The organism is Pseudomonas fluorescens (assembly GCF_041354075.1).
GTDB lineage: Bacteria > Pseudomonadota > Gammaproteobacteria > Pseudomonadales > Pseudomonadaceae > Aquipseudomonas > Aquipseudomonas fluorescens_CE.
Map to the genome: position 1 here is coordinate 118,541 of NZ_JARZGC010000001.1, position 25,404 is coordinate 143,944.

Sequence of the window (25,404 nt, forward strand, 5' to 3'; positions counted from 1 at the left end):
TAGCAAAGCGTTAGAAAGGGCGGCTGGCAAAGATCTTTTAGATGGTTTGTCTATTGAAACCGCCGGGCTTATGGCGTTGCGCCCGGGCGGTCAGGCTGCCGCGCGCGGCAGTGCAGGCCGCAGCAGGCGTTCGATGGCACCGCCGATGAGGTTTTCCAGCAATTCGGCTCGCGCCTGTTCGTCCAGCGCGTGTTGGGCCAGCCAGCACGGCGCGCTGTTGAGCAGGTTGGCAATCGCGTGTCCGGTGGCGCGCCGTGCCGATTCGCTGAGGCGCAAGCGGCTGCCGAGGATCTGCAGCAAGGTCGCTTCGTATTGTTCACGCAATTGCCGGACCTGTGCCTGCTGCTCGTCGCTCAGGCAGCCGCTGTCGCGCTCCACCAGACGAAAATGCCAGGGCATTTCCCGGTGCAGGTTCAGATGTGCGCGGATCAGGTTGTGCAGCTTGTCGCGTTTCCCGCAGGCCTTGCGATCGATGCGCCCGAGCGCTGCCAGCAACTCTTCGTAGAACTCCTCGATCAGATCGAGCAGCAAGTGCTGTTTGCTCGGGTAATGGTGATACAGCGAGCCCGGGGAAAGCCCCAGGCACGTGGCCAGTTCGCGCATGCCGACCTGACCGAAACCCTTGCTGGCGAACAGCTCCAGCACCTTGTCGCGGTACTCGGCGAACCGTGAGCATCGCTCAGGCATAGGCATGGAAGCCACGCCCCGACTTGCGTCCCAGGTAGCCGGCGGCAACCATTTCCTTGAGCAGTGGCGCCGGGCGATATTTGCTGTCGTTGAAACCCTCGTAGAAGGCTTCGAGAATCGCCAGCACCGTGTCCAGGCCGATCAGGTCCGCGAGGGCCAGTGGACCGATGGGCTGGTTGCAACCCAGGCGCATGCCGGCGTCGATGTCGTCAGCGCTGGCGAGGCCTTCCTGGAACACCAGGATCGCTTCGTTGATCATCGGCACCAGGATCCGGTTGACCACGAACCCCGGACGGTTGCCGGCGGTGATTGCGGTCTTGCCCAGGGTGGTCGCCATGCTCAGGGCGAGGGCATGGGTGGCGTCGCTGGTTTGCAGACCACGGATCACCTCGATCAAGCCCATCACCGGCACCGGGTTGAAAAAATGCAGGCCGATGAACCGTTCAGGCTGGCTGACGCTGGCGGCAAGTTGGGTGATGGACAGCGATGAGGTGTTGGAGGCGATCACGCACTCGGCACTGACCTGCGCGGCGATCTGTTGCAACACGCGCAGTTTCAGGTCGAGGTTTTCCGTGGCCGCCTCGATCACCAGTTGCACGTCGCGCAAGCTGCTGTAATCGGTGCTGGTGCGGATCTTGTCGAGTGTGGCGAGTTTCTGCGCGGCCGTCAGGGTTTCCTTGGCCACTTGGCGATCGAGGTTTTTGCCAATGGTCGCCAGGGCCTTTTGCAGGGCACTGTCGGCAACATCGATCAGGGTCACGTGGAAGCCGGCCTGGGCGCAGACCTGGGCGATGCCATTGCCCATGGTGCCAGCGCCGATCACGCCAATGTTTTGCAGATTCATGTTGCCGTCCTTCCAGTCAGACCCTGCGATACCTTCGCCGCCGCTGCGGTGGAAGGCGTAATATTGCCGCGAGTCTAGAACCGGTGCGACGGTTGGCCTATGCCGAAACTGTTCAAGGGTGCTGGTGTTTTTGGCCATTCGGCTGATTGGGGAGCGAAGCGTTCAGATGCGGGAAAAGGACTCGGTGGCCGCCTATTTTGTGCAGGCGATGACCCATGGGCTGGGCAACGACTCGCAGCGCCTCGCGGCGGCGCTCGAACAGGCCGGCATCGACCCGCTGTTGCTCGAACAACCGGCGGCGCGGGTCCCGGCCAGTGCCTTTGCAGCGCTGTGGCTGGTTCTGATCCGCGAACTGGATGACGAATTTTTCCGGCTCGATTCCCACGGCATGCCGCCGGGCAGCTTCGCGTTGATCTGCCGCGCGCTGATCCACGAACCCGATTTGCACAAGGCCATGCGCCAGTACCTGGGCAACTTCGCCCTGTTTCTGCGCGACTACCGGGGTACGCTGACGGTGCGCGGCAAGCGTGCAGTCATCAGCCTGGAAAGCCGTGCACCGGCCGATGTCGCACGGTTTGGCGAAGAGACATTCCTGGTGCTGATGATCAGCATGCTCTGCTGGCTCGGCGGTCGGCGCATTCCCATCGACCGCGCGGATTTTCGTCATGAGCGCCTGTCCCTGAGCGATGACCGTCTGCTCTGGGGGCCCAACCTGACCTTCGGCGCCGCGTGCACCGAAATCGAATTCGCCAGCCATTACCTGCGTTTGCCGGTGGTCCAAGATCTGGCGTCGCTCAAGGTGTTCCTGCGCACGGCTCCGCAATGGCTGGTGATTCGTTTCCGCAACCAGCATGGCCTCGCGTCGCAGGTGCATCAGCGCTTGCGCAACAGCCATTACAGCCAGTGGCCGACCCTGCAGGCCTTTGCCCTGGAGCAACACCTGAGCCCCAGCACCTTTCGCCGCAAGCTGGAGCGCGAAGGGTGCTCCTACCAGGAAATCAAGGACGAGGTCCGTCGTGCCGTGGCGTTCGAGCAGTTACGCGAGAGCAGGGCAAGCATCGGCGAGATTGCCGAGCGATTGGGCTTCCAGGAACCGAGTGCGTTTCATCGGGCGTTCAAGAAGTGGACGGGAGAAAGTCCCGGACGTTACCGAGCGAGATTTCAGGTGCCAGCGTCGGATTGAGAGGGCGTTTTTGTCTAACGTTTCCGGGTTCAATGTGCGAATTTTCTTCATCTTGTAGGACCGAAATTTTTTGTCACGACCGTGCTTTTTTAGCGGGTGACAATGGTCCTCCAGGTGCTGTATTTATTGGCGCCAGGTCGAAATTTCAATGGATTGAGAACGGCATGGATGAGGTTTTCAAGGAAGTCATTCCGCTGCTTCAGTATTTGATACCGGGGTTCCTGGCAGCGTGGATTTTTTACTCGCTCACTGCTTTCAAACGACCGGATACATTTGGGCAGATCGTCCAGGCGTTGATTTTCACTTTTGTGATTCAGTCGCTGGTGGTCGGTGTGGAAGCAACGCTGGTGTTGGCGGGAGAGCAGTTCTTTTCAGTCGGCGCGTGGAACCGCAAGTCTGAAACGATGTGGGCGGCTGTCATTGCAGTGCTGTTGGGTCTGCTGTCCCGCCACATTGCCAATAGCGACAAACTTCACGGTTTGCTCCGGTCGCTGCAGGTCACGACAAGAAAATCATTTCCTTGCGAGTGGTACAGCGCTTTTTCGTCCAGACCAGGGTTCGTGATCTTGCATCTGGTGGGTGGCAAGCGACTTTTCGGCTGGCCACGGGAATGGCCTACGGAACCTGCAAACGGACAATTTGTTCTTGAGTTTCCTTGCTGGATTACCGGCAACGGTGAACCGCTCCTCGGAAGGTCCGAGGCCGTCGTCATCGACGCGTCAAAAGTGCATTGGGTTGAATTCACAAAAAAAGACAGGGTGCCGTATGACAACTAAAGTCCCGCAGGAAATGCCGCCAGAGCTGAGACGTTTGATGGAAGAATGGGAAAAGGGCGGCCCGTTCCCTTTTGTGATTCCCGCCGCGCCTCCACCTTCAAGAAGAGAGTACGGCAAGCCGGGCAGGCGCAAACGATAAAGGCTGTGCCGCCGCTTGATCGCCAAGGCTCAAGTGTCTGAAGCATTGCGCACCCGCGCCGGCCCGGCCATCTGCGCTGGTTTGGTTTTGATCAGGTTTTCGATGGCCTGCCGGTACTGGCTGCCACCCAGGCTCATGCTGTTGTTGTGGGTGCCGCCCGGCACCAACAGCAACTTCTTCGGCTCGTTGGCGGCGTTGAACAGTTGTTCGCTGAAGCGAGAGGGCATGAAGGCGTCGGCCAGGCCATGGACCACCAGGAGTGGCATGTCGATGTCGACGATCTTGTCGATGGAGTCGAATTTTTGCGACAGCAGCCAGCGCACCGGCAGCCATTTCACCGGCAGGTTGCTCTCGGCCACTTGCGCCACGGCATCGCCGAGTGAGGTGAAGGTCGATTCGATCACCAGCCCTCGCACCGGAACGGCGACCTGGTCGTTTTTCGCCTGAGCGGCGAGGTCGGCCGCCAGGTCGATGGCCACGGCGCCCCCCAGTGAGTGGCCATAGATCAGGCGCTTGTTCGCGTCCGGTTGCAGGGCCTTGAAGCGTTCCCAGGCGGCTCGCGCATCTTCATACACGCTGGCTTCCGACGGCAGGTCACCCTTGCTCTGGCCAAAACCACGGTAATCGATGGCCAGCACGGAATACCCCATGGCGCGCAATTGTTCGATGCGAAATGCCTGGCCGGTCAGGTTCCAGCGTACGCCATGCAGGTACAGGATCGACGGTGCATCCCGGCGTGCGGCGGGCCACCACCAGGCATGCAGGTTCTGTCCGCCCTTGAACCGGTCGGACTGGATATCGAACTCCTGAACGTCCTTGGGCAAACCGCGATACCAGCCAGCGGTGCCCGGTTCGATGCGAAACAGCAACTGGCGCTCGGTATGCTCCAGCACCCCGCAACTCACCGGCAGGCCGACCACCAGCAGGGTCATGCACAGCAGCGCCAGCCAGCGGCGGCGCAAGGTGGAGAGCAGGGGAGAGGACATGAATGGGGTCTACCGGTTGCACACTGAAAGTCGGTTTTTAACAGAAGCGCGGGGGTGGCGGGAATAATTTCGACGGTTGTTCACTCACCTTCCCCCAACAATGACCGCGCCATCGCCCGACAAGCGTCAGTCCACCTGCAACACGATCTTGCCGATATGATCACCGCCCTCCATCCGCGCATGCGCCTGCGCCGCCTCGACCAGCGGATAGACCTTGTCGATCATCGGCCGGCAGCGCCCGGCCGCGAGCACCGGCCAGACGTATTCGCGCAGTTGCTCGGCGATCGAGGCTTTCTCCGCGTCGGTACGCGGGCGCATCAGGGAGCCGGTGATGGTTGCGCGTTTGCTCATGATCCCCAGCAGGTCGACGTCGTTGGCGCGGCCACCGCCCAGGAAACCCAGCATCACCAGGCGACCTTCCATGGCCAGCGCCGCGATGTTCTGGTTCAGGTACGAAGCGCCCATGATGTCGAGGATCACATTGACCCCCTTGCCGGCGGTGTTGTCCTGGATCACCCGAACGAAATCCTGGTCACGGTAGTTGATCGCTTCGGCGCCGAGTTTGCGCACCGCTGCGCATTTTTCTTCGCTGCCTGCCGTGGCGAACGCCTTGATGCCGAACTCGCGACACAGCATCAGGGCGGTGGTGCCGATGCCGCTGGTGCCACCATGGATCAACGCCCGTTGGCCCTTGCTGGCGCCGCCCATGTCGAACAGATTGGCCCATACCGTGAAGAAGGTTTCCGGAACGGCTGCAGCCTGCAGCCAATCCATGCCGTCGGGGATCGGCAGCGTCTGGCCGGCGGGTGCGACACAGTATTGGGCGTAGCCACCGCCGTTGGTCAGGGCGCAGACCTTGTCACCGACGATGAACTGATTGACGCCTTTACCGATCGCCACCACTTCACCGGCCACTTCCAGCCCGGGGATCGGGTTCATGCCGGGCTTCATCGGGTATTTGCCGGCCCGTTGCAGCGCATCGGGGCGATTGACTCCGGCGGCGTGCACGCGGATCAGCACTTCGCCTTCCCCTGGGGCGGGAACCGGGACCTGACGCGGCTGCAACACGTCGGGGCCGCCGGGTTCGGTGATTTCGATCTGGGTCATGGTGGAGGGCACGTTCATCGGAGCATCCTGTCTGGAAGGTTTCATCGAATGGGACCACGTCAAGGCAACAGTGATTCAGTTCAACACCGGGTTCAGCCGATCACGACGTTTGAGCAGGTGCGTGACCGGCTCCAGCAACAATGCGACGACGATCGCCGCGGCGGCAATGACGAACAGCAGCTCGTGGCGACCGCCACTGGCATTGAACAGCGCCGAATAGGCAAACCCGGCAAGCGCCTGGAAGGTGGCGAAGGACACGGTGGCGCGGCTCCAGGCGATTTGTTGCCGGTGATGCTGCGGGATCAGTTCATGCACCCGGGCCAGCGCCAGCGGCACAATGCCGGGAGGAAACGAGCCAATGATCACCGCCAGCAGCGCCAGGGCGGCGAATGAGCTGGAGATGGACAGCGAGCCGACTGCGATGGCCTGCACCACCAGCACCAGGCGAATGCTCGGGCGTGCACCCAGCTTGTCGGCGAGAAAGCCGTAGATCACTGGCCCGACAATCGCGCCCAGGCCGTACATCACCCAGATCAACGCGCCAACATGCGGGCCGGCACCGAGGCCGCGAGCGACGTAATCGACCAGGAACACCATGGCTGGGACCAGGCCGGCCGCCATGAAGGCGTATTGGGCAAACAACAGATAGACCCGAGGATCGGTTGGCGTTTTGCCTGCGTCGGCCCTTGGCGTGAGTGTTGCTGCAGGGTGAGCGGAAGGCCAGCCGAACCAACTGGCGGCGGTCAGCAGCAGTGACAGCGCGCCGAGACCGAGCCAGGTGTTCTGCAAGCCAAGGCTCAGCAACGGCGGAACGATCGTCCCCGACCCGGCGATGCCCAGACCGATGCCCAGGAAAATCGCACCACTGGCCAGACCACGACGTGAGGCGGGCACCTGAGGCAGCACTGCGCCGGCGACCAGCACCATGATTGCGCCACCGGCGACACCCGACAGCAGGCGCCAGCCAAAGAACCAGCTCACCGACAAGGGGAAGCCACAGGCGAAGAACGCCAGCGTGACGGCCAGCATCATCAGGCGCAGGGCAGTTTTGTTGGAGGTGCGACGAGCCAGCGGGTGACCGATCAAGGCACCGATCAGGTAACCGACCAGATTGGCCGCCCCGAGGTAGACCACGTCGCTCGCGGAAAACCACTGCGCCTGAATCAGCGACGGGATCAACGGCGTGTAGGCGAACCGGGCCAGGCCAATGCTGACCAGGCTGGCACAGAGGCCGGCGAAGATCGGCAGCCAGACCGCGCTGCGGGGTGGAGCGGTGGAAGTGAGCATGGGAACCGTCCTGTGGATTTTCTCTGGTGCTCAGCTTATCGAGTTTCATTGATGCAATAGTGCAGCGATTTTGCGCTATGGTGATGCGTAAATGCATCGGTGGAGAACGCTGTGAATTGGGATGACGCGCGAGTCTTTCTTGCGGTTTGCCGGGAATCGACCCTGCGCGGCGCCGCGCGGGTGCTGGGGGTCGATCAGGCCACGGTCGGGCGCCGGGTTTCGGCGCTGGAAAAGACCTTGGAAGCGACGCTGTTTCTGCGCACCTCCGAGGGATACGCGCTGACTGCCGTCGGTGAGGCGGCCTTGGTGGCCGTGGAAAAAATGGAGCTTTCAGCGCTGGAACTGCAGCGGCGCATTCAAGGCCTGGACGATCGCCTGACCGGTACCGTGCGCGTCACCACCACCGACTCCATGGCCATCGATTTCCTGATCCCGGCCATTGCCCGTTTGCACGAGCGACATCCCGATGTGCGGGTGCAGCTGGATGCCTCGACGCAATTGCTCAGCCTGTTGAAACGAGAGGCTGACATCGCCGTGCGCAACACCCGCCCGGACAATCCCGACCTGATCGCCCGGCGCATTGCGCGGTGGCCGGTCGGCCTGTTCGCCTCGCAGGATTATGTGGACGCCCATGGCGTACCGGCGCCGGGTTCGGCGTTCGAAGGGCATGATCTGGTGGTGTATCAGCCGTACCTGCAGGGCAGCAAGGAGCTGACCCTGGTCTCGGAACCTGTGGGACGCGGGCGTATCGTGTCGAGCCTGAGCTCAGGCCTGCTGGTGCGTCGGGCGATTGCTGCGGGGATCGGACTGGGGGAGATTCCGGTGTACATGGGCGAGCGGGACGGGTTGGTCAGGTTGTGGCCAGAGCGCACGCGACCCTTGCCCTATGACGTGTGGCTGGTGACCCACGCCGACCTGCGACACACCGCCAGGGTGCGCGCAGTGATAGACGAGATTGTCGAAGGGTTTGCCTGATCCCCTGTAGGAGCGAGCATGTCGAGGCGTCGAACCGTCGCGATGATCGCCCGGACAACGCGGGCATCCAGACACCCCGCGTCATCCTTAACGACCATCGCGACGGTTCGACGCCTCGACATGCTCGCCCTACAGTGGATCGGTGGATCACGGCATTTCCGGCAGCTCTTGCGGGCGCAGGTCGAACACCAGCACTTCGGCATCCACACCGTTGCTCAGGTTCAGCACCTGCTCATTGCGAACCCGCACGCCATCGCCTTCCTGCAACACCACACCGTTGAGTTCGACGCTGCCGCGCGCCACGTGCACGTAGGCGTAACGGTCGGCGGCCAGTTCCAGGGTGGCGCTTTCCTTGCCATCGAACAGGCCGGCATAGACCCGTGCATCCTGGCGCACTTTCAGCGAGCCGCTTTTCCCTTCGGGGGAAATGATCAGTTGCAGGCGGCCACGCTTTTTGTCGGCGCTGAAGTGCTCTTGCTGGTAGCGCGGCTTGGCACCACTGACGTCCGGCACGATCCAGATTTGCAGGAAGTGCACGCCTTGGGTTGCCGAGTGGTTGAACTCGCTGTGGGCCACGCCGCTGCCGGCACTCATCAATTGCACATCGCCGGGGCGGATCACCGAACCGGTGCCCAGGGTGTCCTTGTGTTCCAGGGCGCCTTCGAGCACATAGGAGAAAATCTCCATGTCGCGGTGCGGGTGCTGGCCAAAGCCTTTGCCGGCTGCCACACGGTCATCGTTGATCACCAGCAGGTCGGAAAAACCCTGCTCCCTGGGGTTGCGGTAGTTGGCGAAGGAGAAGGTGTGGAACGACTTCAACCAGCCATGATTGGCCATGCCACGATCAGAAGCTTTACGAAGGGTCAGCATGATGAATTCTCCTCTGGGGGACGTTGATTCGTCCGAGTGAGGAGAAGGTTAATGTTTATCCGTTGGTGCAATAAGTAGATGAAAACTGAAATACTGTCTCCTTTGAGTTGACAGTGATGCACGGTCAGCACCTGCTTCGGTGCTGGGCCATAATGCTCAAGGCCAGACAGCCGGGCGTGCTGTCGCGATGGTTCATCCGGCAGATGGTTTTTCTTTTGATTTCAGTGATACGTACCTATGAAAACTGTGGCAATGGTGTTGTTTCCCGACTTTCTCCTGCTCGACATGGCCGGGCCCATGGAGGTGTTTTCCATCGCCAATCGTTACCTCGAACCCGAGCACCATTATCGGCTGTCGACCATCGGCACGGTGCCGGGCCCGTTGCGGGCATCCAATGGCGTGAGCGTGCAGGCCGACCTGCACATCGACCAGGCCTGTGATGGTTATGACCTGTTGCTGGTGCCCGGCGGGCCTGGTGCCTACAACGAGAAACATCCGCCGTTGCTTGATTGGCTCAATCACAACGTCAGTCGGTCCAGCGCCTATGGTTCGATTTGCACCGGTGCCTTTGTGCTGGGGCATGCCGGCCTGCTCGACGGTTATCGGGTCACCACCCACTGGCACTACACCGAACGGCTGATCAAGGGCTTCCCGAAGGCCACGGTGGAGACCGATCAGATTTTCGTGCAGGACCGCAACCTCATCACTTCCGGCGGCGTCACGGCCGGCATCGACCTTGCGCTCGCGGTGGTGGCCGAAGACCATGGCAAGAAAGTCGCCCAGGATGTGGCGAAAGTGTTGCTGGTGGTGATGAAGCGCCAGGGCGGGCAGGCGCAGTTCAGCCCATTGATGGCCACGGTCGCGCCCCATGAGACGCCGGTGACCCGGGTGCAGCACTACATGCTCGAACACCTCGACGAGGCGTTCAGCATCGAGCGCCTCGCCGGCTTGGCCAACATGAGTGCGCGTCATTTTGCCCGGGTGTTTGCCCGGGAGGTGAACATGACCCCGATGGAGTTTTTGCAAAGTGCACGCATCGATTGTGCGAGGAACCTGCTGGAAACCAGCGATCTGCCGCTCAAGACCGTGGCGTTCAAAAGCGGCTTCGGCAGCGTCCGGCACATGCGCTTTCTGTTTGGTGAAAAGCTCGGCCTGACGCCAGCGCAGTACCGTGAGCAGTTCAGTTGACACCCCGGTGTCCGTCCTGCGCACCGGGATGGCCGTGACGCTCCCCCTTTGGCAGTTGTTCCGTCACGGAGGGCTGCCAAGATACCGGTGAACGTTTTGCAAGGAGACTCCGTGAGCCCTGCCTGTCCTCAAGCGGCAGCGGGTTCGCCCACATCAACGCCTATGAACAGCGTCAGAGAATTGAACAACGAGACCGTGCTGCACTTCGGTCCCTACGCCTTCCATTTGCGCCAGCGTCTGATCCTGGACGGTGACCGGCCGCTGCGCATGGGCGGCCGGGCACTCGACATTCTGCAGATACTGGTGGAGCACGCGGGCAACGTTGTCACCAAGGGCGAACTGATTGCCCGGGTCTGGCCGACGTCCGTGGTCGAAGACATCAACCTGCGCGTGCACATCGCTGCCTTGCGTCGCGGGTTGGGCGACGGGCAGCATGGCCAGCACTACATCGAAAACATTCCGCAGCGCGGTTACCGCTTCATCGCGCCAGTGGTACAGGCCCCGTCGGGCTCGGAGATTGCGCTCGACCGTGCGCAAAAGCTCGCGCACAACCTGCCGGCACGGCTGACCCCGGTGACCGGTCGAGACTCGTTGGTCGGCAGCCTGGTGCGACAGTTGCCCGTGTGCCGGCTGCTGACCCTGGTCGGTCCCGGCGGCATCGGCAAGACCACGGTGGCGCTGCGGGTGGCCGAGTTGCTGCTGCAGCACTACCGGGACGGTGCCTGGCTGGTGGATCTGTCTGCCATCGACGACCCGGCGCAGGTGGAGGACCACTTGAGTCGAGTCCTCGGGCTGGAGGTCGGCAGGCCACTGGAGGCGTTGGCGGGCTGGCATGCGTTGCTGGTGCTGGACAATTGCGAGCACCTGCACGCGCGCTGCCGGTCACTGATCGAAACGTTGCTGAAGTCGGCGCCGCGCCTGTCGATTCTGGTGACCAGTCGTGAGCCGTTACGGGTCTCGTGGGAGACCGTGCAGGTGTTGCCGCCACTGACGGTGCCGCCCCGATCGGCGCTGTGCAATGTGGACGAGGTCATGGGTTACTCGGCGGTGCAACTGTTCGTCAGTCGCGCCCGCGCTCGTCAGCAGGGGTTCGCCCTGCGTGAACAGGACCTCGAGTCGGTGCGCGAAATCTGCCTGCGTCTCGACGGCCTGCCATTGGCCATAGAACTGGCCGCCGCGCAAATCGATGCGCTGGCACTGGTCGGGGTGCAGGCCCAGCTCGATAACTGCTTGCAGTTACTGTCCCTGGGGCGTCGCACCGCCGTTCCGCGCCACCAGACCCTGAAGGCGACACTGGACTGGAGCTACGACCAGCTCAGTCCCCTGGAGCAAACGGTGTTGCAGCGCCTGGCGGTGTTCAAGAAGGCCTTCAGCCTGGAGGCGGCGATGGGCGTACTTGCCTGCACGAGGTTGTCGCCGGATCGACTGATGGAAGGGCTGCAAAGCCTGGTGCGCAAATCCTTGCTGTCAGTGGAGCAGCGCAGGGGGCCTACCCAGTACCGCTTCCTCAATACCACCCGCAGCTATGCGCTGGAAAAACTCGAAGACAGTGGTGAGCTGCCCGTCGTCGAGATGAGCTATGCGCGCTATACCAGCCAGACCCGCTGGAACTCAGAAGGTCCGCCGGGTTTGCAACTGGTCGAGTAACCGGCGAACTTTCACCAGGTCAGGGGTGGCATGCCCTTCGCTGAAACGGTGATAGATAGGCGCCAACAGGGTGTAGGCCTGCCGTTGGCGACCCTGGCGCTGCCACAGTTGGGCCAGCGAGGTGGCACTGCGCAGTTCCCAGGCCAGGGCGCCCTGATGTTTGGCCACGTTCAACGCACGAATCAGCATGCTTTCGGCCGCTGCACTGTTGAGCAGGTAATCCTCGGCCAGCAGCACATCGGCCCTGGCCCGCAAAATTTCCGCCGTGTTCCAGCCGGCGACGCCGGTGTCCGCCCGCAGCACCAGTTCATCATCGACGAAACGGCCGTCCAGTGTGATCAGGATGTCCTTGATCAGTCCCAGGCTGGATTGAAACGGCAGGCGTGCTTCGTCGTGGTCGATCACTTGTGCGTAATGCCGGGCCCAGGTGTGGAACAGCTGCACCGAGTGTTTTTGCGCCTGTTCCAGCAACAGCCGCAACAGTTCCCGCGCCGTGCCCTGGTCGCCGTTGTAGTGCGCGATCAGGCAGCCCGCCAGGGCCAGGGTGTAGGAGATGGACGTCCCGTGGTTGATCTGCAGCGCGATATCCAGCGCCTGCCGGGCGGTTTGCCAGGCCTGTTCCGGGTGCCCCTGCAACCAGAGGATGCGTGCGAGAATGGTCAATGAGGCGACGCTCTGGTCGTACTGCACGCCGAAACCATGGGTGAAGCGGTTGAGGTGCCCGCTTTGGGTCATGCGCTGCAGCACCTGCTCGGCATTGAGCCGCGCCTGCGCCTGGTCGCCGGCAAAATGCAGCGCCAGGACCCGCAGGCGCTGGGTGCTCAGGGACAACACCGCGTCGCCGTGCAACCCCAGGCGGTCGAACTGCTGGCTCTGCTCCAGCGCCATGTGATAGTGGGCGCGACAGAGGTTGACCGCCATGTGCCCCGAGACCGCCCGCAACTGACCGGCGATGTCGTTGCACTGGCGGGCGAGGGTGCGGGCGCTGACGAAGGCCTCGATGGTTTCCGGCGTGCCACCCTGGGCGTGATAGCAGGAGCTGCCAAGCGCCAGCTTGAGGGCGATTTCCACCCGGGGGCAGGGCTCGGACGCGACTTTCAGCAGGGCCAAGGCCTTGCGCACATACAGGCCATGTTCCTTGAGCAGCGACAGTTCCTGCCACAGCGGCGTGGACGTCGCGGTCAGGCGAATCGCCAGGGCCTGCGGACCCGCGTCGGTCAATCCCCAGTCGAGGGCCGAGCGGATGTCTTCCAGGCTGCGGGCATAACGCTCGATCCACAGGCTGGTCGGCACCCGTTCCCAGTCGTCCCTGGCCTGTTCCATCAAGGCCAGGCAGCGTTCGGCGTGCCGTTCGCGGGTGCCTGGCAGGTCCAGGGCGAGGCCGAGTTTTTCCAGGGCGTAGCGGCGTGTGGTGTCGAGCAGTCGGTAGAACACTTCCTCGTCACCGACCTCCACGATCAGCAGCGACTTGGCCACCAGTTGCGTGATCGAACCGAATATCTCGCGCGAATCGATGCGTTCGCCGCCGATCACCGCAGCGGCCGACTCCAGGGTAAAGCTGCCCCTGAACATGCCCAGGCGGCGCAGGCACGTTTGCTCGCAGGCACTGAGCAGTTCGTAGCTCCAGTCCAGCGTGGCGCGCAGGGTCTGGTGGCGCCCCAGCGTGGCCGAATTGCCGTAGGTGTGCAGGCGGAAGCTGCCTTTGAGTCGCTTGAGCAAACCGCTCAAACCCAGGTTGCCGACTTGCGCTGCCGCCAGTTCGAGCGCCAGGGGAATACCGTCGAGCCGCTGGCATATTTCGATGGCCAGCGGCAGTTCCTGATCAGTCAGCTCAAAGCTGTCGTGACTGGCCATTGCCCGCTCGACGAACAGCTGCAGTGCCGAGAACGTCAACGCCTGAGCGCGGTCGAGCACGGCGATGGGAGGAGGGCAGTCCAGAGACTCCAGGCGCTGGACGAATTCCCCCTCGGCGCGCAGGCTCTCGCGGCTGGTCGCCAGGATATGCACATGGGGCGCGGCGCGCAGCAGGCTTTCGCTGAGCGAAGCGATGGCGTCGATCAGGTGTTCGCAGTTGTCGATCACCAGCAGCATGTGACGGTCGCGCAGGAAGGTCGCCAGCTCTTGAGTCGGCTCGTCAGCGTGCAAGGACATTTCGAGCAGGTTGGCCAAGTGCGCGCCGATCATCGAGGGCTTGTTGATCGGCGCCAGGTCCAGCAGAAGAATGCCGTCGCGATAATGCCCGATCAGTTGTTCGGCGACCCGCAGGGCCACAGTGGTCTTGCCGATCCCGCCGGGACCCAGCAGGGTGATGAAGCGCTGGCGGGGTAGCTGCATCACCAGGTTATCGACCAGGGATTGGCGGCCGATCAGGCGGGTGCGCCGCAACGGCAGGTTGTGGCCGCCAGGCGTCCTGGCGGGATCGGTGGCCGGTTGTTCGGCCTGCTCCAGCGAGTAGGGCGCGACGAAACTGTAGCCACGCTGGGCCACGGTGACGATGTAGCGCTGCCCCGCCTGGCCGTCGCCCAGCGCCTTGCGCAAGGCGGCCATGTGCACCCGCAGGTTGATGTCTTCGACGACGCTGTTGGGCCAGACGCCGGCAATCAGCGTTTGCTTGCTCACCACGTTTCCGGCGTGCTCGAGCAGGATCAACAGGATGTCCATGGCGCGCCGACCCAGGCGCACAGGTTGATCGCCTTCCATGACCAGACGCTGTCCAGGATAGATTCGATAGGGGCCGAAATGGATCGCCTGGGCGGAGGGTGGGGTCAACGGTGCACTCCTGCTTGCAGCCTTCTGGTCGGGGAATTCCGAGCATTTTCGTCGGGTTTGCGCCCTGGTGCAATGTGCATGTCGCCTGGCCTGGGACGTGGACGGGCGCCCGGGGTGTGGCGCTCGTGGGTCGGCGCTACGGTTCGCTGGCTGCGGCAAGGAATAAAGGCGTCGCCACGGCTTTTCGCGCGCCAGGGATAATTAACAACGTTTAACTCGTGCTGGGTCTGGTCTACGCCCAAAACTCTGTCTCTTCAACTTCCACCGGTCAGTCGGATCCGGAACCGCTCCCGAAAAGGAATATGGAATGAGCAACGTGGTGGTGGTCTATCACAGTGGCTACGGGCACACCCGCGTCATTGCCGAGGCCGTGGCTCAGGGGGTGGAGCGCCACCGTGGCAGCACCTGCCTGTTGATTTCGGTCGAGGATGTGGACCAGCAATGGGAACGATTGCACGCGGCCGACGCGATCATCTTCGGCGCGCCGACCTACATGGGCAGTGCGTCGGCGCGCTTCAAGGCGTTCATGGAGTCCACCGCGACCTTCTATCTGGCCCAGCCCTGGCACGACAAGATCGCCGCCGGCTTCACCAATTCAGGCTGCCTGTGCGGCGACAAGCTCAACACCTTGTTGCAGATGGCGGTCTTCGCCGCCCAGCATTCGATGATCTGGGTCGGGCTGGACGTATTGCCGGCGCGCTCCGGCAGCGGTCAGTTCGACGGGCAGTTGAATCGACTGGGCAGCTCGCTGGGTGCCATGGCGCAATCGAACGTCGAGCAATCCCCCGAAGACGCGCCGCCGGCCGAAGACCGCTGCACCGCCGCGCTTCTGGGGGAGCGGGTGGCGCGATTGGCGCAGCGCATGGGATCGGCGTCAGTCTGACCCGGCATTGCATGTCTGCCTTGGACAAACGACGTGACCCGGAATGCCGGTTGCCCTGCGCTTATTGCGCGTGCAATCGAGGAGTGGGGAGGGTTTGACGGGGCTGGGCACGCACCGAGCGGCAGCGCCAGGCGAACGGGTTGATGCCTTCGCTGCGGGTGAAGATGTGGCAGAAGTGCGCCTGGTCGCAGAAGCCGCATTCGAGGCTGATCTGCGTCAGGCTGCGGTCGGTGTCCCGGATCAATTGCTTGGCGCGGGCGATGCGTTGCTGACGGATCCAATCCTGCGGCGAGAGACCGGTGCTGCATTTGAACGCGCGGGAGAAATGGCTGCGTGACAATGCGCAGGCCTGGGCCAGGTCGCCGACTTCGATGGTTTCGCCCAGGCGCTCGAGGATCAGTTGCTTGGCCAGACGTTCACGCCAGGGTGTCAGCCCTCCCGTGGTTTTCGTCGGTGCTTCGGTGACGGCCATACAGGCGGTGTTCTGCTGGAAATGGGCCATAACAAATGTCCGTGTCGGTGAGCCTCATTCTTGGTCGAGGGTGGCTGGCAGGCGAGTTAAACGTTGTTAATTGTGTCGGTGCGCAGACAGATCGACTCAGCACATGGCTGCAATTTTTCAGCGCGGGGTTCTGTGCACAATCGGCCGGGGATCGCGTAAAGTCCGACGCATCAACAAGGAACCGTGCCTATGAACCGAAACGATCTGCGCCGCGTCGACATGAACCTGCTGGTGATTTTCGAGGCCTTGATGTTCGAGAAGAACCTGACCCGGGTCGCCGAAAAGCTGTTCATGGGGCAACCGGCGGTGAGCGCGGCCCTCGGTCGTTTGCGTGACCTGTTCGATGACCCGCTGCTGTTGCGCAACGGTCGCGGCATGGAGCCGACGGCACGGGCGCTGGCGATTCTCAAGGAGCTGCAGCCGGCGATGGACGTCATCTCCGGCGCGGTCAGCCGGGCCAAGGAGTTCGATCCGACGACCAGTTGCGACGTGTTTCGCATCGGTTTGTCGGACGATGCCGAGTTCGGCCTGTTCCCGCCCTTGCTGCGCCAGTTGCAGGAAGAGGCGCCGGGCATCATCGTGGTGGTGCGGCGTGCCAACTACCTGCTCATGCCGACGCTGCTGGCCTCCGGTGAAATTTCCGTGGGGGTGAGCTACACCACCGATCTGCCGGCGAATGCCAAGTGCAAGAAGCTGCGTGACATCCCCTGCAAGGTGCTGCGCGGCGACAAACGTCCCGGGCCGCTGACGCTCGATGAGTACTGCGAGCGACCCCATGCCATGGTGTCCTTTTCCGGCGACCTGAGCGGCAACATCGACCTGGACCTGGCGAAGATCGGCCGCAGTCGCCGGGTGGTGCTCGGGGTGCCGCAGTTCAGCGGGTTGCGTGCATTGCTGGCCGGCACCGAGATGATCGCCACGGTGCCCGATTATGCCGCGTGTGCGCTGGTCGAGGGCTGTGCGTTGCGGGCCGAGGATCCGCCGTTCCCGATTGCGGCGGCGCAGTTGTCGATGGCCTGGAGCGGCGTGCACGACAACGACCCGGCCGAGCGCTGGTTGCGTTCGCGGATCGGTGAGTTCATGTCGAGGCCGTTGCCCATAAACGGCTGATTCCCCGGGCGTGCGCGGGCTCTCACGAACGCCCGCGTCCCCCTGTAGGAGCGAGCATGCTCGCGAAAAATGCCCAGGCACCGCCGGCATTCAGGCATTCCGCGTAATCGTTAACGATCATCGTCGGAGCGCCGCCCGGAGCATGCTCGCTCCTACAGTGGAATTGCGCAGCTCCTGAAAGAGAGCACGTACATCCAATTTTCCCCGCCCCCATACCCGCATTATCCAATGACGTTACGGCGCATTGACGTCGCTGTTTTCTGAATCGGGCGGGTACCCATGAACGATACGCGACAGGATGAACGGGCCCAGGCCTTCGGGCTGCTGTTTTTACGTGTCAGCGCCAGTCTGTTTCTGCTGTGGGTACACGGCCTGCCCAAGCTTCTGAACTACAGTTCTCAATTGCAAGTGATCGAAGACCCTTTCCACCTGGGCGCCCACATCACCCTGATGCTGGCGATCCTTGCCGAGGTGCTGTGCCCGTTGCTGATCATTGCCGGTGTGTTGGTGCGTCTGGCGTGCCTGCCGATCCTGTGTGTCCTGTTGATCGCTTTGCGGGTGGTCCATCCGCAGTGGAGCATTGAAGAAGGGCAGTTCGGCTGGCTGTTGTTGCTGCTGTTCAGCAGCATTCTTATCGCCGGGCCGGGACGGCTCGCGCTCAATGTCCGATTCACCGGAGCTTTACGTTATGCCTGAATCCAACCGTTTCGAAGAAGTCGTGACCCTGGTCATCAAGCACCGGGTCAAGGCCGGTTTCGAGGGGCCTTACGAAGCCTGGTTACACAACATCGTCAGCATCGCCGGGCAGCAGGAAGGCCACCTCGGTGTGGATGTGATTCGTGGCAAAAACGCTGGCCTCGACCTGTACACCTGCGTGCTGCGTTTCAGCAGTACCGAAGCGATGCAACACTGGCTCGACTCCCCGCAGCGCCTGCAACTGGTGAACGAAGCCACGCCGATGCTCGCCGATGGCGATCAGACCGAAATCAACCCGGTCAATGAGTTCTGGTTCGCCCCGACCGCCGACGCCGCTGCCGCACCCCCACCGCGCTGGAAGCAGGCCGTGGTCACGCTGCTGGTGATTCTGCCGCACACCTTGCTGGTGCCGCTGATCTGGGGCCCGCTGCTGCAACTCAATGCCTGGTTGTCCAATTACGTGGTCGCCACGTTCCTCATCACCCTCACCATCGTGGTGTCGGTCTGCTACCTGTTCATGCCTCTGGCGACGCGTCTGTTCGCCCCCTGGTTGTCCCCTTCCAATCCCTCCAAGGAAACGCGATGAACGCCGATCTGATTCTGTTCAACGGTCAATTCAATACGGTTGACCGTGAAAACCCACACGCCAGCGCCGTGGCCATCAGCGACGGTCGCTTCGTCGTGGTGGGCACCGATGCCCAGGCCATGGCCCTGCGCGGTTCCGGCACCCAGGTCATCGACCTCAAGGGTCGCTGCGTGATTCCAGGTCTCAACGATTCGCACCTGCACCTGATCCGTGGTGGCCTGAACTACAACCTCGAACTGCGCTGGGAAGGTGTGCCTTCGCTGGCCGACGCGCTGCGCATGCTCAAGGAGCAGGCCGACCGTACGCCAACGCCGCAATGGGTGCGCGTGGTGGGCGGCTGGAACGAGTTCCAGTTCGCCGAAAAACGCATGCCGACCCTGGCGGAACTCAACCAGGCGGCGCCGGATACGCCGGTGTTCGTGCTGCACCTCTACGACCGTGCCTTGCTCAACCGCGCTGCACTGCGGGTGGCGGGTTACACCCGCGACACGCCGAACCCGCCGGGTGGCGAGATCGTGCGTGACTCCAACGGCGAGCCGACCGGCATGCTGGTGGCCCGTCCCAACGCCATGATCCTGTACTCGACCCTGGCCAAGGGGCCGAAGTTGCCGCTGGAGTATCAGGTCAACTCGACCCGCCAGTTCATGCGCGAACTCAACCGCCTGGGCCTGACCAGCGCCATCGACGCCGGCGGCGGTTTCCAGAATTACCCCGACGATTATCAAGTCATCGAGCAGTTGGCCAAGGATCAGCAACTGACCGTGCGCATCGCCTACAACCTGTTCACCCAGAAGCCCAAGGAAGAGCTGACCGATTTCAAGAACTGGACCAGCAGCGTGACCCTGCATCAGGGCGACGACTTCCTGCGCCACAACGGCGCCGGGGAAATGCTGGTGTTCTCGGCGGCGGATTTCGAGGACTTCCTCGAACCGCGTCCGGACCTGCCGCAAACCATGGAAGACGAGCTGGAACCGGTGGTTCGCCACCTGGTGGAACAGCGCTGGCCGTTCCGCCTGCACGCCACCTACAACGAATCGATCAGCCGCATGCTCGACGTGTTCGAGAAGGTCAACCGCGACATTCCCTTCAACGGCCTGCCGTGGTTCTTCGACCACGCCGAAACCATTACCCCGCAGAACATCGAGCGGGTGAGGGCGCTGGGCGGTGGCATCGCGATCCAGGACCGCATGGCGTTCCAGGGCGAGTATTTCGTTGAGCGTTATGGCGCCAAGGCCGCCGAAGCCACGCCGCCGATCAAGCGCATGCTGGCCGAGGGCGTTCCGGTCGGGGCCGGCACCGATGCCACCCGTGTTTCGAGCTACAACCCCTGGACCTCGCTGTACTGGATGGTCAGCGGCCGCACTGTCGGTGGCCTGGAACTGCACGCCGAAGGCTTGTCGCGCCAGACCGCGCTGGAACTGTTCACCCACGGCAGCGCCTGGTTCTCTTCGGAGCAGGGCAAGAAAGGCATGATCAAGGTCGGCCAGTTGGCTGACGTCGCGGCCCTGAGTGCGGACTTCTTCAGCGTCGACGAGGAAGCGATCAAGTGGATCGAGTCGGTGCTGACCGTGGTCGGCGGCAAGGTGGTGTACGCCGCCGGAGACTTCGAAAAACTCGGCCCGGCCAGCGTGCCGGTGCTGCCGGACTGGTCGCCGGTGGCCAAGGTCCCGGGTCACTGGCGCCAGAACTCGCCGATGCAGGCTCAGGTTCACCATTGCAGCGGCCCCTGTGGCGTGCATGCCCACAGTCATGATCGCGCGCGGATGTCGAATGTGCCGGTCAGCGACTTCGCCGGTTTCTGGGGCGCCTTCGGCTGCTCGTGCTTCGCATTCTAAGTGAAAGAAATAGCGTCAGCCTTGCGTGCCGGCGCTCCTGTAACACCCATCCATCGAGGAGCTTCACATGAGCAACGTACCGTACAAACGCCTGAACAAAGACGACGCCGTTGTCCTGCTGGTCGACCACCAGACCGGCCTGATCTCGCTGGTGCAGGATTTTTCGCCGAACGAGTTCAAGAACAACGTCCTGGCCCTGGCCGACTGCGCCAAGTTCTTCAACCTGCCGACCATCCTGACCACCAGCTTCGAATCCGGCCCGAACGGCCCGCTGGTGCCAGAGCTGAAAGAAATGTTCCCGGATGCGCCGTACATCGCTCGTCCAGGCCAGATCAATGCCTGGGACAACGAAGACTTCGTCAAGGCGATCAAGGCTACCGGTCGCAAGCAACTGATCATCGCTGGCGTCGTGACTGATGTCTGCGTGGCTTTCCCGACCCTTTGCGCTCTGGAAGAAGGCTTCGACGTTTTCGTCGTGACCGACGCTTCCGGTACGTTCAACGACGTCGTCCAGCAAGCTGCATGGGCCCGTATGACCGCCGCCGGCGCACAACTGGTGAACTGGTTCGCCGTAGCCTGCGAACTGCAGCGTGACTGGCGCAACGACATGGAAGGCTTGGCCAACCTGTTGTCCCAGCGCATCCCGAACTACCGCAACCTGATGAACAGCTACTCGGCATTCACGACCAAGTAAGCTGGACTTGCAGGAGCGAGCTTGCTCGCGATGACGGTAGGGCATCCAACGACAACGTTGGCTGAACCATCGCAATCGCGAGCATGCTCGCTCCTCCAGTTTTTGTGCTCAGCGTTTCTGCATCCAGCTCAAAAAGCCTCCTTTCTTGATCGGTGCCGGTTTGGTCATCAGTGCCAGTCGGCTGTTCTGCGTGCGTACCGCCTGCAATTTGTTCAATGCCCGACCCACTTCCCCCCGTTGTTCCATATAGCTGCGCACCAGCGCCTTGTCGATGCGGTAGATGATGCACGACGTCAGCGTGGTGAACGTCGCTTCCGAAGGGGTGTCACCCAGAATGCTCTGTTCGCCCATCACTTCACTGGGGCCCATGCGCCCGGCTTCGGTGTGTCCGGCGCCGTCCGGCACGGTGGCACTGACCACGCCGGTGGCGATGACCATCAGGCTGTCCGGCACTTCCTCCAGCCCCAACACCACCTGGCCCGCCGCGTACTGCTGCGCACTCATCGACTGCGCCAACTGATCGCGTTCGTCGTCACTCAGCGAGCGGAAGATCTTGACCTCATCGAGCAGCGTCCGGGCGCGGCTGGCGGGCTCGATCACACCATCGAGTCGACGGGAGATGCCCGCCGCTTCGAGGTGCCGATGCGCCAGGTCGAACAGTTGATTGCGCACTTCGCTCTTCTTGCCCTGCTCGGCGATAAAGCCGCTGACCACGTACTCGGACATGCTTTCGCCGGCTTCCTTGAGCACCGCCTTGGGCGCCGGGCTGGCCAGCAGGCGGCTGCTGCCGCGCAAGGTGCGCTCCAGGGCATCCAGCACCCGGCGCGGACGAATGTTGTTGGGCACGTGGATGCTGATCGACACCCCGAACATGTTGTTCGGGCGGCTCAGGTTGACGATCTTCGCCTTGGCCGCCACCGAGTTGGGCACCACGGCGGTGGTGCCGGCGCCGGTCAGCAGGTGCGTGGCGCGCCAGTCGATGTCGACCACCTTGCCTTCCACGCCGTCGATCACAATCCAGTCATCCACCTGATACGGCTTGGTGGTGTTGAGCACGATGCCGGAAAACACGTCGCTCAAGGTGCTCTGCAAGGCCAGACCGACCACGATCGCCACCACCCCGGAGGTCGCCAGCAAACCCTTGACCGGCAACTCCAGCACATAACCGGCGGCAGCGACGCTGGCGGCGAGAAACACCAGCGCGCCGATCACGTCCTGCAGCAGGCGGCCGCTATGGCCAATGCGCCGCATCAGCACCAGGCCGATCACCTCGGTCAGTGCCCGCGCGGCGTACAGCCACCAGAGAATCCCCAGGGCTGTGGCCCCCAGTTGCGCCACGCGATCATCGGCGAACGACGGCGCCTGCAACGGGCTGACCCCGGCGTTGATGCCGATGGCGTTGAACAACACGAACATCACCAGGCGCACACCGACCCGCGTGACGCGATGCTTGAACGGTGCGAGGTGCCAGAGCACGGTGTCGATGAGCAGCAGCAGGGCACTCAGGGACAGCAGGTGGTTGTAGATGAGTGACATGGGGCATCTCCGCAAAGGGGGGCTGGAATACTCCTGTGGGAGCGAGCATGTCGAGGCGTCGAACCGTCGCGATGGACGTTAACGATGACGCGCAATGACTGGTTAACCGCGTCGTCTTCACATCCATCGCGAGCAGGCTCGCTCCCACAGGTTTTCTACAGGGGGGGAAACTCAGTTCAAGTGAGTCTTGAGTTCCAGCGCCGCCTGGCGCACCGCCGCCTTGACTTCCGGAATCTGGCTCAGCGGATTGAGCAGGCCGAAGTCGTGGATCATGCCGTTGTAGCGCACGGCCGTGACCGCTACGCCGGCCGCATCCAGGTGGCGGGCATAGGCTTCGCCTTCGTCACGCAACACGTCGAACTCGGCGGTCTGCACCAGGGCGGCAGGCAAACCCTTGAGCTGTTCGGCGCTGGCTCGCAATGGCGAGGCGTGGATCTGCGCACGTTCAGCCTGATCGGTGGTGTAGTTGTCCCAGAACCATTTCATCATGCCCTGGGTGAGGAAGTGGCCCTCGGCAAACTGCTGGTACGAGCCTGTCTCGAACTGCGCATCGGTCACCGGCCACATCAGCAGCTGAAAGCGCAGCGCCGGGGTTTTCTGTTCCTTGGCCATCAAGGCCACGACCGCGGCCATGTTGCCGCCGACGCTGTTGCCGGCCACGGCCAGGCGTTTGCCGTCGACACCGATTTCCTTGCCGTGCTCGGCCACCCAACGGGTCGCGGCGTAGGCCTGGTTGATCGCGGTCGGGTACTGCGCTTCCGGCGATGGCGTGTAATTGACGTACACCGCGACGGCACCGGAGCCGGCCACCAGGTCGTGGATCAGGCGCTGGTGAGTCGGGTAGTCGCCCAGCACCCAGCCGCCGCCGTGGAAGAACATGAACACGGGCAACTCGCCTTTGACCTTGGCCGGACGGACGATTTTCAGGTCGATGGTCTGGCCGTCGACCTTGATCGCACGATCGCTGACTTCGACGCCCGACAGGTCCACTTTCACCGAGTTCTGCGCACCGGTCAGCACTGCACGGGCGTCTTTCGGGCTCAACTGCTCAAGTGGCTTGCCACCGCCGGCCGCGAGCGCTTCGAGGAACGCCTGGGTATTGTGCTCGACGCCCGGGCTGCCTGCCGCGAAGGCATTGCCGACAGCAAGGGCGAGAAGGGAAGCGGTGAGGGTTTTCTTGACGAGGTTCATGGGGCAATTCCTTTTTGATTTGATTGGATGTTCGTTACCTGATGGTCAGGGCTGCTGGCTGTGAAGTTCAGGCCTCAGCAACACCGTGGACACAGATTAATAAGGTGCCGTAAAAGGAAAAAGCGGCTATAAAGCGTTTAACTGTCAACCAGAGAGTGACAATGAATCCGTTCGAAGACATGCGTATTTTTTGCCAGGTCATGGACTCCGGCAGCTTCACCGCCGCCGCCGATCAATTGGGCCTGTCCAAGCAGTTTGTCAGCCGTCGTTTGATGCAGCTCGAGGAGCGTCTGGGCGTGCGCCTGCTCAATCGATCGACACGGCGGCTCGACGTGACACCCCTGGGCCAGAGCTATTATGAGTCGGCCCTGCGCCTGCTCGGCGAAGTCGAACAGGTGGAGCAGGGCATCGCCGGTCAGACCAGCGAGCCGCGCGGCAGCATTCGGTTGAGTGCACCTTTGTCCTTTGCGCTGGCGCACCTGGGCTGCCTGCTGCCGGTGTTCCTGCAACGCTACCGAGACGTCACGGTGGAAGTGGACTTGAGCGATCGGCCGGTGGACCTGCTGGGGGAGGGCTACGACCTAGCGTTGCGCATCGGCGTGCTCGAGGATTCGACGCTGATTGCCCGCCGCATCGCCACCATCCAGCGGGTGTATTGCGCCAGCCCGGCCTACCTGGCCGAGCGGGGCACGCCGCTTAAACCCGAAGACCTGCACGGCCATGATTGTCTGCCGTATGGTCACGGTCGCCAGGTGCAGTGGCGCTTCGCGGGGCAGGGCAAGCCGGTGACGGTCAACGTCACCGGGCGCATGCGCGTCAACAACGGTGAGGTGCTCAAGGATGCCGCCATTGCCGGGATGGGGATCACTTACCTGCCGACCTTCATCGTCGGGGCGGCGCTCAAGGATGGGCGGCTGGTGCCGGTGCTGGAGGATTATCAGCCCGAGCCGCTGACGTTGTCGGCGGTGTATCCGCAACATCGCCAGAGTTCGCGGCCGGTGCAGGCGTTGATCGAGTTCCTGCGTGAGCGGCTGGATGGGGTTGAAGGGGGGCTGTAGGTTTCACGCGGCGCTCCCACTGTTGATGTGCGTGTCGTTCTCTGTTTTTTACCGGTGGCCGAGGTGATCAGGCTCGGTGCCAGGTTCATCGCCGGTATCGCCCGGTCGGTGCCGGCTTACAAGATTGCAACAAACACCCGATGGGCTTATCAAAAGCGCTGATCTAGACTCGGGCCGGTCAACCCACCGTCCCATTCTGGAGCGTGCAAATGGAAATGCCCTCAAACGCCAACGCTGTCGCCAGCAACCGCGATGCCTGGAACGATTTACCGCATGACCAGGTTGTGCGTAGAGATCAAGTCCAAGTGCATGAACAACTTTCAAAACGGTATCGAAGCGAGGTCTTGCACCGGGCGAGAAGGCTTTGGACAGGTTTTCGCGACCCATTCCCGAATCCTTGGCAATTTGTGCCATGCCTCGAGCTTTTAAAACATAGCCGATCGCTCGAAGAAACTCTTCGTTATCGCCATCTGCCAGGACCTGGGAAAGGTACTCGCTGATCGCTTCGTCACTGTCCAGCAGCGTTGTCATATCGAAAGTTGTCAACGTCTGGCTCATGGTCAAACCTCCCGTGCCAATTTTTTCGCCCGCTTGATGTCAGCTGTTTGCGAGGATTTGTCGCCCCCGACAAGCAGTAAAATCACGACGTTGTTGCGCAGAGTGAAGTAAACCCGCTAGCCGGCACCGACGTCCACGCGCATTTCGGATACACCATCACCCACCGATTTTATATCCCCAAGATTCCCGCAGAAGCCCTGTCAATGCGACGAGCAATAGCAACCTTCGCCCGCAAGTCGCGCATCGAAGCGTGCCATTCAACGAAGCGTGTGGTTTGTCGAACAAGATAATTCATGG

Annotated in this window: 22 protein-coding genes and 2 pseudogenes; 12 read left to right on the forward strand and 12 right to left on the reverse strand. The window is 62.4% G+C overall.

Annotation, left to right across the window (positions count from 1 at the left end; translation table 11 throughout):
• Positions 1-90: 90 nt before the first annotated feature.
• Entirely contained in the window at positions 91-693 is a 603-nt protein-coding gene (locus tag QIW53_RS00580; RefSeq protein ID WP_371047770.1) for a TetR/AcrR family transcriptional regulator, read from the reverse strand.
• Positions 680-1,531, reverse strand: coding sequence for a 3-hydroxybutyryl-CoA dehydrogenase (locus QIW53_RS00585; protein ID WP_371047771.1), 852 nt, complete (start codon positions 1,529-1,531; stop codon positions 680-682). The genes QIW53_RS00580 and QIW53_RS00585 overlap by 14 nt, the downstream gene beginning before the upstream one ends.
• Positions 1,532-1,697: 166 nt before the next feature.
• On the opposite strand from QIW53_RS00585, the gene QIW53_RS00590 reads away from it, so the two are divergent.
• Positions 1,698-2,714 carry an AraC family transcriptional regulator gene (locus QIW53_RS00590; protein ID WP_371047772.1) on the forward strand — a complete coding sequence of 339 codons (1,017 nt, stop codon included), beginning with the start codon at positions 1,698-1,700 and terminating at the stop codon, positions 2,712-2,714.
• A gap of 164 nt (positions 2,715-2,878) precedes the next feature.
• Positions 2,879-3,490 carry a DUF6338 family protein gene (locus QIW53_RS00595; RefSeq protein WP_371047773.1) on the forward strand — a complete coding sequence of 204 codons (612 nt, stop codon included), beginning with the start codon at positions 2,879-2,881 and terminating at the stop codon, positions 3,488-3,490.
• 168 nt (positions 3,491-3,658) lie between these two features.
• Here QIW53_RS00595 and QIW53_RS00600 read toward each other — a convergent pair whose 3' ends face one another.
• The 3 genes from QIW53_RS00600 to QIW53_RS00610 form a co-directional block, all read right to left on the reverse strand.
• On the reverse strand, positions 3,659-4,615 hold the full coding sequence (locus QIW53_RS00600) for an alpha/beta hydrolase (protein WP_371047774.1): 957 nt from the start codon (positions 4,613-4,615) through the stop codon (positions 3,659-3,661).
• A 126-nt stretch (positions 4,616-4,741) separates the two neighbouring features.
• The gene (locus tag QIW53_RS00605; RefSeq protein ID WP_371047775.1) at positions 4,742-5,740 is read right to left on the reverse strand and encodes an NAD(P)H-quinone oxidoreductase; all 999 of its coding nucleotides are present in this window, start codon (positions 5,738-5,740) and stop codon (positions 4,742-4,744) included.
• Positions 5,741-5,797: 57 nt separating this feature from the next.
• Positions 5,798-7,009 carry a YbfB/YjiJ family MFS transporter gene (locus QIW53_RS00610; protein WP_371047776.1) on the reverse strand — a complete coding sequence of 404 codons (1,212 nt, stop codon included), beginning with the start codon at positions 7,007-7,009 and terminating at the stop codon, positions 5,798-5,800.
• A gap of 111 nt (positions 7,010-7,120) precedes the next feature.
• Between QIW53_RS00610 and QIW53_RS00615 the strand changes: the two genes are divergently transcribed.
• On the forward strand, positions 7,121-7,984 hold the full coding sequence (locus QIW53_RS00615; RefSeq protein ID WP_371047777.1) for a LysR family transcriptional regulator: 864 nt from the start codon (positions 7,121-7,123) through the stop codon (positions 7,982-7,984).
• A 147-nt stretch (positions 7,985-8,131) separates the two neighbouring features.
• On the opposite strand, the gene QIW53_RS00620 is transcribed toward QIW53_RS00615, so the two are convergent.
• A complete protein-coding gene (locus tag QIW53_RS00620) occupies positions 8,132-8,854 on the reverse strand; it encodes a pirin family protein (protein ID WP_371047778.1) in 723 nt (240 codons plus the stop codon).
• Positions 8,855-9,091: 237 nt separating this feature from the next.
• Here QIW53_RS00620 and QIW53_RS00625 point away from each other — a divergent pair, with 237 nt between their 5' ends.
• Together QIW53_RS00625 and QIW53_RS00630 are read left to right on the forward strand one after the other, a co-directional pair.
• On the forward strand, positions 9,092-10,042 hold the full coding sequence (locus QIW53_RS00625; protein ID WP_371047779.1) for a GlxA family transcriptional regulator: 951 nt from the start codon (positions 9,092-9,094) through the stop codon (positions 10,040-10,042).
• 162 nt (positions 10,043-10,204) lie between these two features.
• Positions 10,205-11,689, forward strand: a complete 1,485-nt coding sequence (locus QIW53_RS00630; protein WP_371047780.1) for an ATP-binding protein — start codon at positions 10,205-10,207, stop codon at positions 11,687-11,689.
• Here the strand turns inward: QIW53_RS00630 and QIW53_RS00635 are convergent.
• Positions 11,654-14,458, reverse strand: coding sequence for an ATP-binding protein (locus QIW53_RS00635; protein WP_371047781.1), 2,805 nt, complete (start codon positions 14,456-14,458; stop codon positions 11,654-11,656). The genes QIW53_RS00630 and QIW53_RS00635 overlap by 36 nt on opposite strands.
• 307 nt (positions 14,459-14,765) lie before the next feature.
• Between QIW53_RS00635 and QIW53_RS00640 the strand changes: the two genes are divergently transcribed.
• Complete coding sequence (locus tag QIW53_RS00640) at positions 14,766-15,341, forward strand: flavodoxin family protein (protein ID WP_371047782.1); 576 nt, start codon at positions 14,766-14,768, stop codon at positions 15,339-15,341.
• 61 nt (positions 15,342-15,402) lie between these two features.
• Here the strand turns inward: QIW53_RS00640 and QIW53_RS00645 are convergent, their stop codons facing one another.
• A complete protein-coding gene (locus QIW53_RS00645) occupies positions 15,403-15,843 on the reverse strand; it encodes a helix-turn-helix domain-containing protein (RefSeq protein ID WP_371047783.1) in 441 nt (146 codons plus the stop codon).
• Between the two features lie 189 nt (positions 15,844-16,032).
• Here QIW53_RS00645 and QIW53_RS00650 point away from each other — a divergent pair, with 189 nt between their 5' ends.
• The 5 genes from QIW53_RS00650 (at position 16,033) to ycaC (ending at position 20,764) form a co-directional block, all read left to right on the forward strand.
• Positions 16,033-16,953, forward strand: coding sequence for a LysR family transcriptional regulator (locus QIW53_RS00650; protein WP_371047784.1), 921 nt, complete (start codon positions 16,033-16,035; stop codon positions 16,951-16,953).
• Positions 16,954-17,232: 279 nt separating this feature from the next.
• Positions 17,233-17,649 (forward strand): DoxX family protein, encoded by a 417-nt coding sequence (locus QIW53_RS00655; RefSeq protein ID WP_371047785.1) that lies wholly within the window; start codon positions 17,233-17,235, stop codon positions 17,647-17,649.
• Positions 17,642-18,235: an antibiotic biosynthesis monooxygenase gene (locus QIW53_RS00660; protein WP_371047786.1), complete on the forward strand. Its 594-nt coding sequence runs from the start codon at positions 17,642-17,644 to the stop codon at positions 18,233-18,235. Before QIW53_RS00655 ends, QIW53_RS00660 begins: the two co-directional genes overlap by 8 nt.
• Positions 18,232-20,070: an amidohydrolase gene (locus tag QIW53_RS00665; protein ID WP_371047787.1), complete on the forward strand. Its 1,839-nt coding sequence runs from the start codon at positions 18,232-18,234 to the stop codon at positions 20,068-20,070. The genes QIW53_RS00660 and QIW53_RS00665 overlap by 4 nt, the downstream gene beginning before the upstream one ends.
• Positions 20,071-20,137: 67 nt before the next feature.
• The gene (gene ycaC / locus QIW53_RS00670) at positions 20,138-20,764 is read left to right on the forward strand and encodes an isochorismate family cysteine hydrolase YcaC (RefSeq protein WP_371047788.1); all 627 of its coding nucleotides are present in this window, start codon (positions 20,138-20,140) and stop codon (positions 20,762-20,764) included.
• A gap of 108 nt (positions 20,765-20,872) precedes the next feature.
• On the opposite strand, the gene QIW53_RS00675 is transcribed toward ycaC, so the two are convergent.
• Both QIW53_RS00675 and QIW53_RS00680 read right to left on the reverse strand, forming a co-directional pair.
• Complete coding sequence (locus QIW53_RS00675) at positions 20,873-22,300, reverse strand: mechanosensitive ion channel domain-containing protein (protein WP_371047789.1); 1,428 nt, start codon at positions 22,298-22,300, stop codon at positions 20,873-20,875.
• A 171-nt stretch (positions 22,301-22,471) separates the two neighbouring features.
• Positions 22,472-23,491, reverse strand: a complete 1,020-nt coding sequence (locus QIW53_RS00680) for an alpha/beta hydrolase (protein ID WP_371047790.1) — start codon at positions 23,489-23,491, stop codon at positions 22,472-22,474.
• A gap of 161 nt (positions 23,492-23,652) precedes the next feature.
• Here QIW53_RS00680 and QIW53_RS00685 point away from each other — a divergent pair, with 161 nt between their 5' ends.
• Positions 23,653-24,549: a LysR family transcriptional regulator gene (locus QIW53_RS00685; protein WP_371047791.1), complete on the forward strand. Its 897-nt coding sequence runs from the start codon at positions 23,653-23,655 to the stop codon at positions 24,547-24,549.
• Positions 24,550-24,807: 258 nt separating this feature from the next.
• Here QIW53_RS00685 and QIW53_RS00690 read toward each other — a convergent pair.
• Positions 24,808-25,107, reverse strand: a pseudogene (locus tag QIW53_RS00690) (addiction module antidote protein); the annotation flags it as partial.
• A gap of 2 nt (positions 25,108-25,109) precedes the next feature.
• Positions 25,110-25,402, reverse strand: a pseudogene (locus tag QIW53_RS00695) (type II toxin-antitoxin system RelE/ParE family toxin).
• Positions 25,403-25,404: the final 2 nt, after the last annotated feature.

Coding starts and splice junctions, on each gene's coding strand:
- QIW53_RS00595 (WP_371047773.1), top strand. CDS start 2,879: ATGGATGAGGTTTTCAAGGAAGTCATTCCGCTGCTTCAGTATTTGATA.
- QIW53_RS00655 (WP_371047785.1), top strand. CDS start 17,233: ATGAACGATACGCGACAGGATGAACGGGCCCAGGCCTTCGGGCTGCTG.
- QIW53_RS00580 (WP_371047770.1), bottom strand. CDS start 693: ATGCCTATGCCTGAGCGATGCTCACGGTTCGCCGAGTACCGCGACAAG.
- QIW53_RS00625 (WP_371047779.1), top strand. CDS start 9,092: ATGAAAACTGTGGCAATGGTGTTGTTTCCCGACTTTCTCCTGCTCGAC.
- QIW53_RS00605 (WP_371047775.1), bottom strand. CDS start 5,740: ATGAACGTGCCCTCCACCATGACCCAGATCGAAATCACCGAACCCGGC.
- QIW53_RS00630 (WP_371047780.1), top strand. CDS start 10,205: ATGAACAGCGTCAGAGAATTGAACAACGAGACCGTGCTGCACTTCGGT.
- QIW53_RS00640 (WP_371047782.1), top strand. CDS start 14,766: ATGAGCAACGTGGTGGTGGTCTATCACAGTGGCTACGGGCACACCCGC.
- QIW53_RS00680 (WP_371047790.1), bottom strand. CDS start 23,491: ATGAACCTCGTCAAGAAAACCCTCACCGCTTCCCTTCTCGCCCTTGCT.
- QIW53_RS00665 (WP_371047787.1), top strand. CDS start 18,232: ATGAACGCCGATCTGATTCTGTTCAACGGTCAATTCAATACGGTTGAC.
- QIW53_RS00650 (WP_371047784.1), top strand. CDS start 16,033: ATGAACCGAAACGATCTGCGCCGCGTCGACATGAACCTGCTGGTGATT.
- QIW53_RS00620 (WP_371047778.1), bottom strand. CDS start 8,854: ATGCTGACCCTTCGTAAAGCTTCTGATCGTGGCATGGCCAATCATGGC.
- QIW53_RS00585 (WP_371047771.1), bottom strand. CDS start 1,531: ATGAATCTGCAAAACATTGGCGTGATCGGCGCTGGCACCATGGGCAAT.
- QIW53_RS00600 (WP_371047774.1), bottom strand. CDS start 4,615: ATGTCCTCTCCCCTGCTCTCCACCTTGCGCCGCCGCTGGCTGGCGCTG.
- QIW53_RS00675 (WP_371047789.1), bottom strand. CDS start 22,300: ATGTCACTCATCTACAACCACCTGCTGTCCCTGAGTGCCCTGCTGCTG.
- QIW53_RS00610 (WP_371047776.1), bottom strand. CDS start 7,009: ATGCTCACTTCCACCGCTCCACCCCGCAGCGCGGTCTGGCTGCCGATC.
- ycaC (WP_371047788.1), top strand. CDS start 20,138: ATGAGCAACGTACCGTACAAACGCCTGAACAAAGACGACGCCGTTGTC.
- QIW53_RS00590 (WP_371047772.1), top strand. CDS start 1,698: ATGCGGGAAAAGGACTCGGTGGCCGCCTATTTTGTGCAGGCGATGACC.
- QIW53_RS00660 (WP_371047786.1), top strand. CDS start 17,642: ATGCCTGAATCCAACCGTTTCGAAGAAGTCGTGACCCTGGTCATCAAG.
- QIW53_RS00645 (WP_371047783.1), bottom strand. CDS start 15,843: ATGGCCCATTTCCAGCAGAACACCGCCTGTATGGCCGTCACCGAAGCA.
- QIW53_RS00685 (WP_371047791.1), top strand. CDS start 23,653: ATGAATCCGTTCGAAGACATGCGTATTTTTTGCCAGGTCATGGACTCC.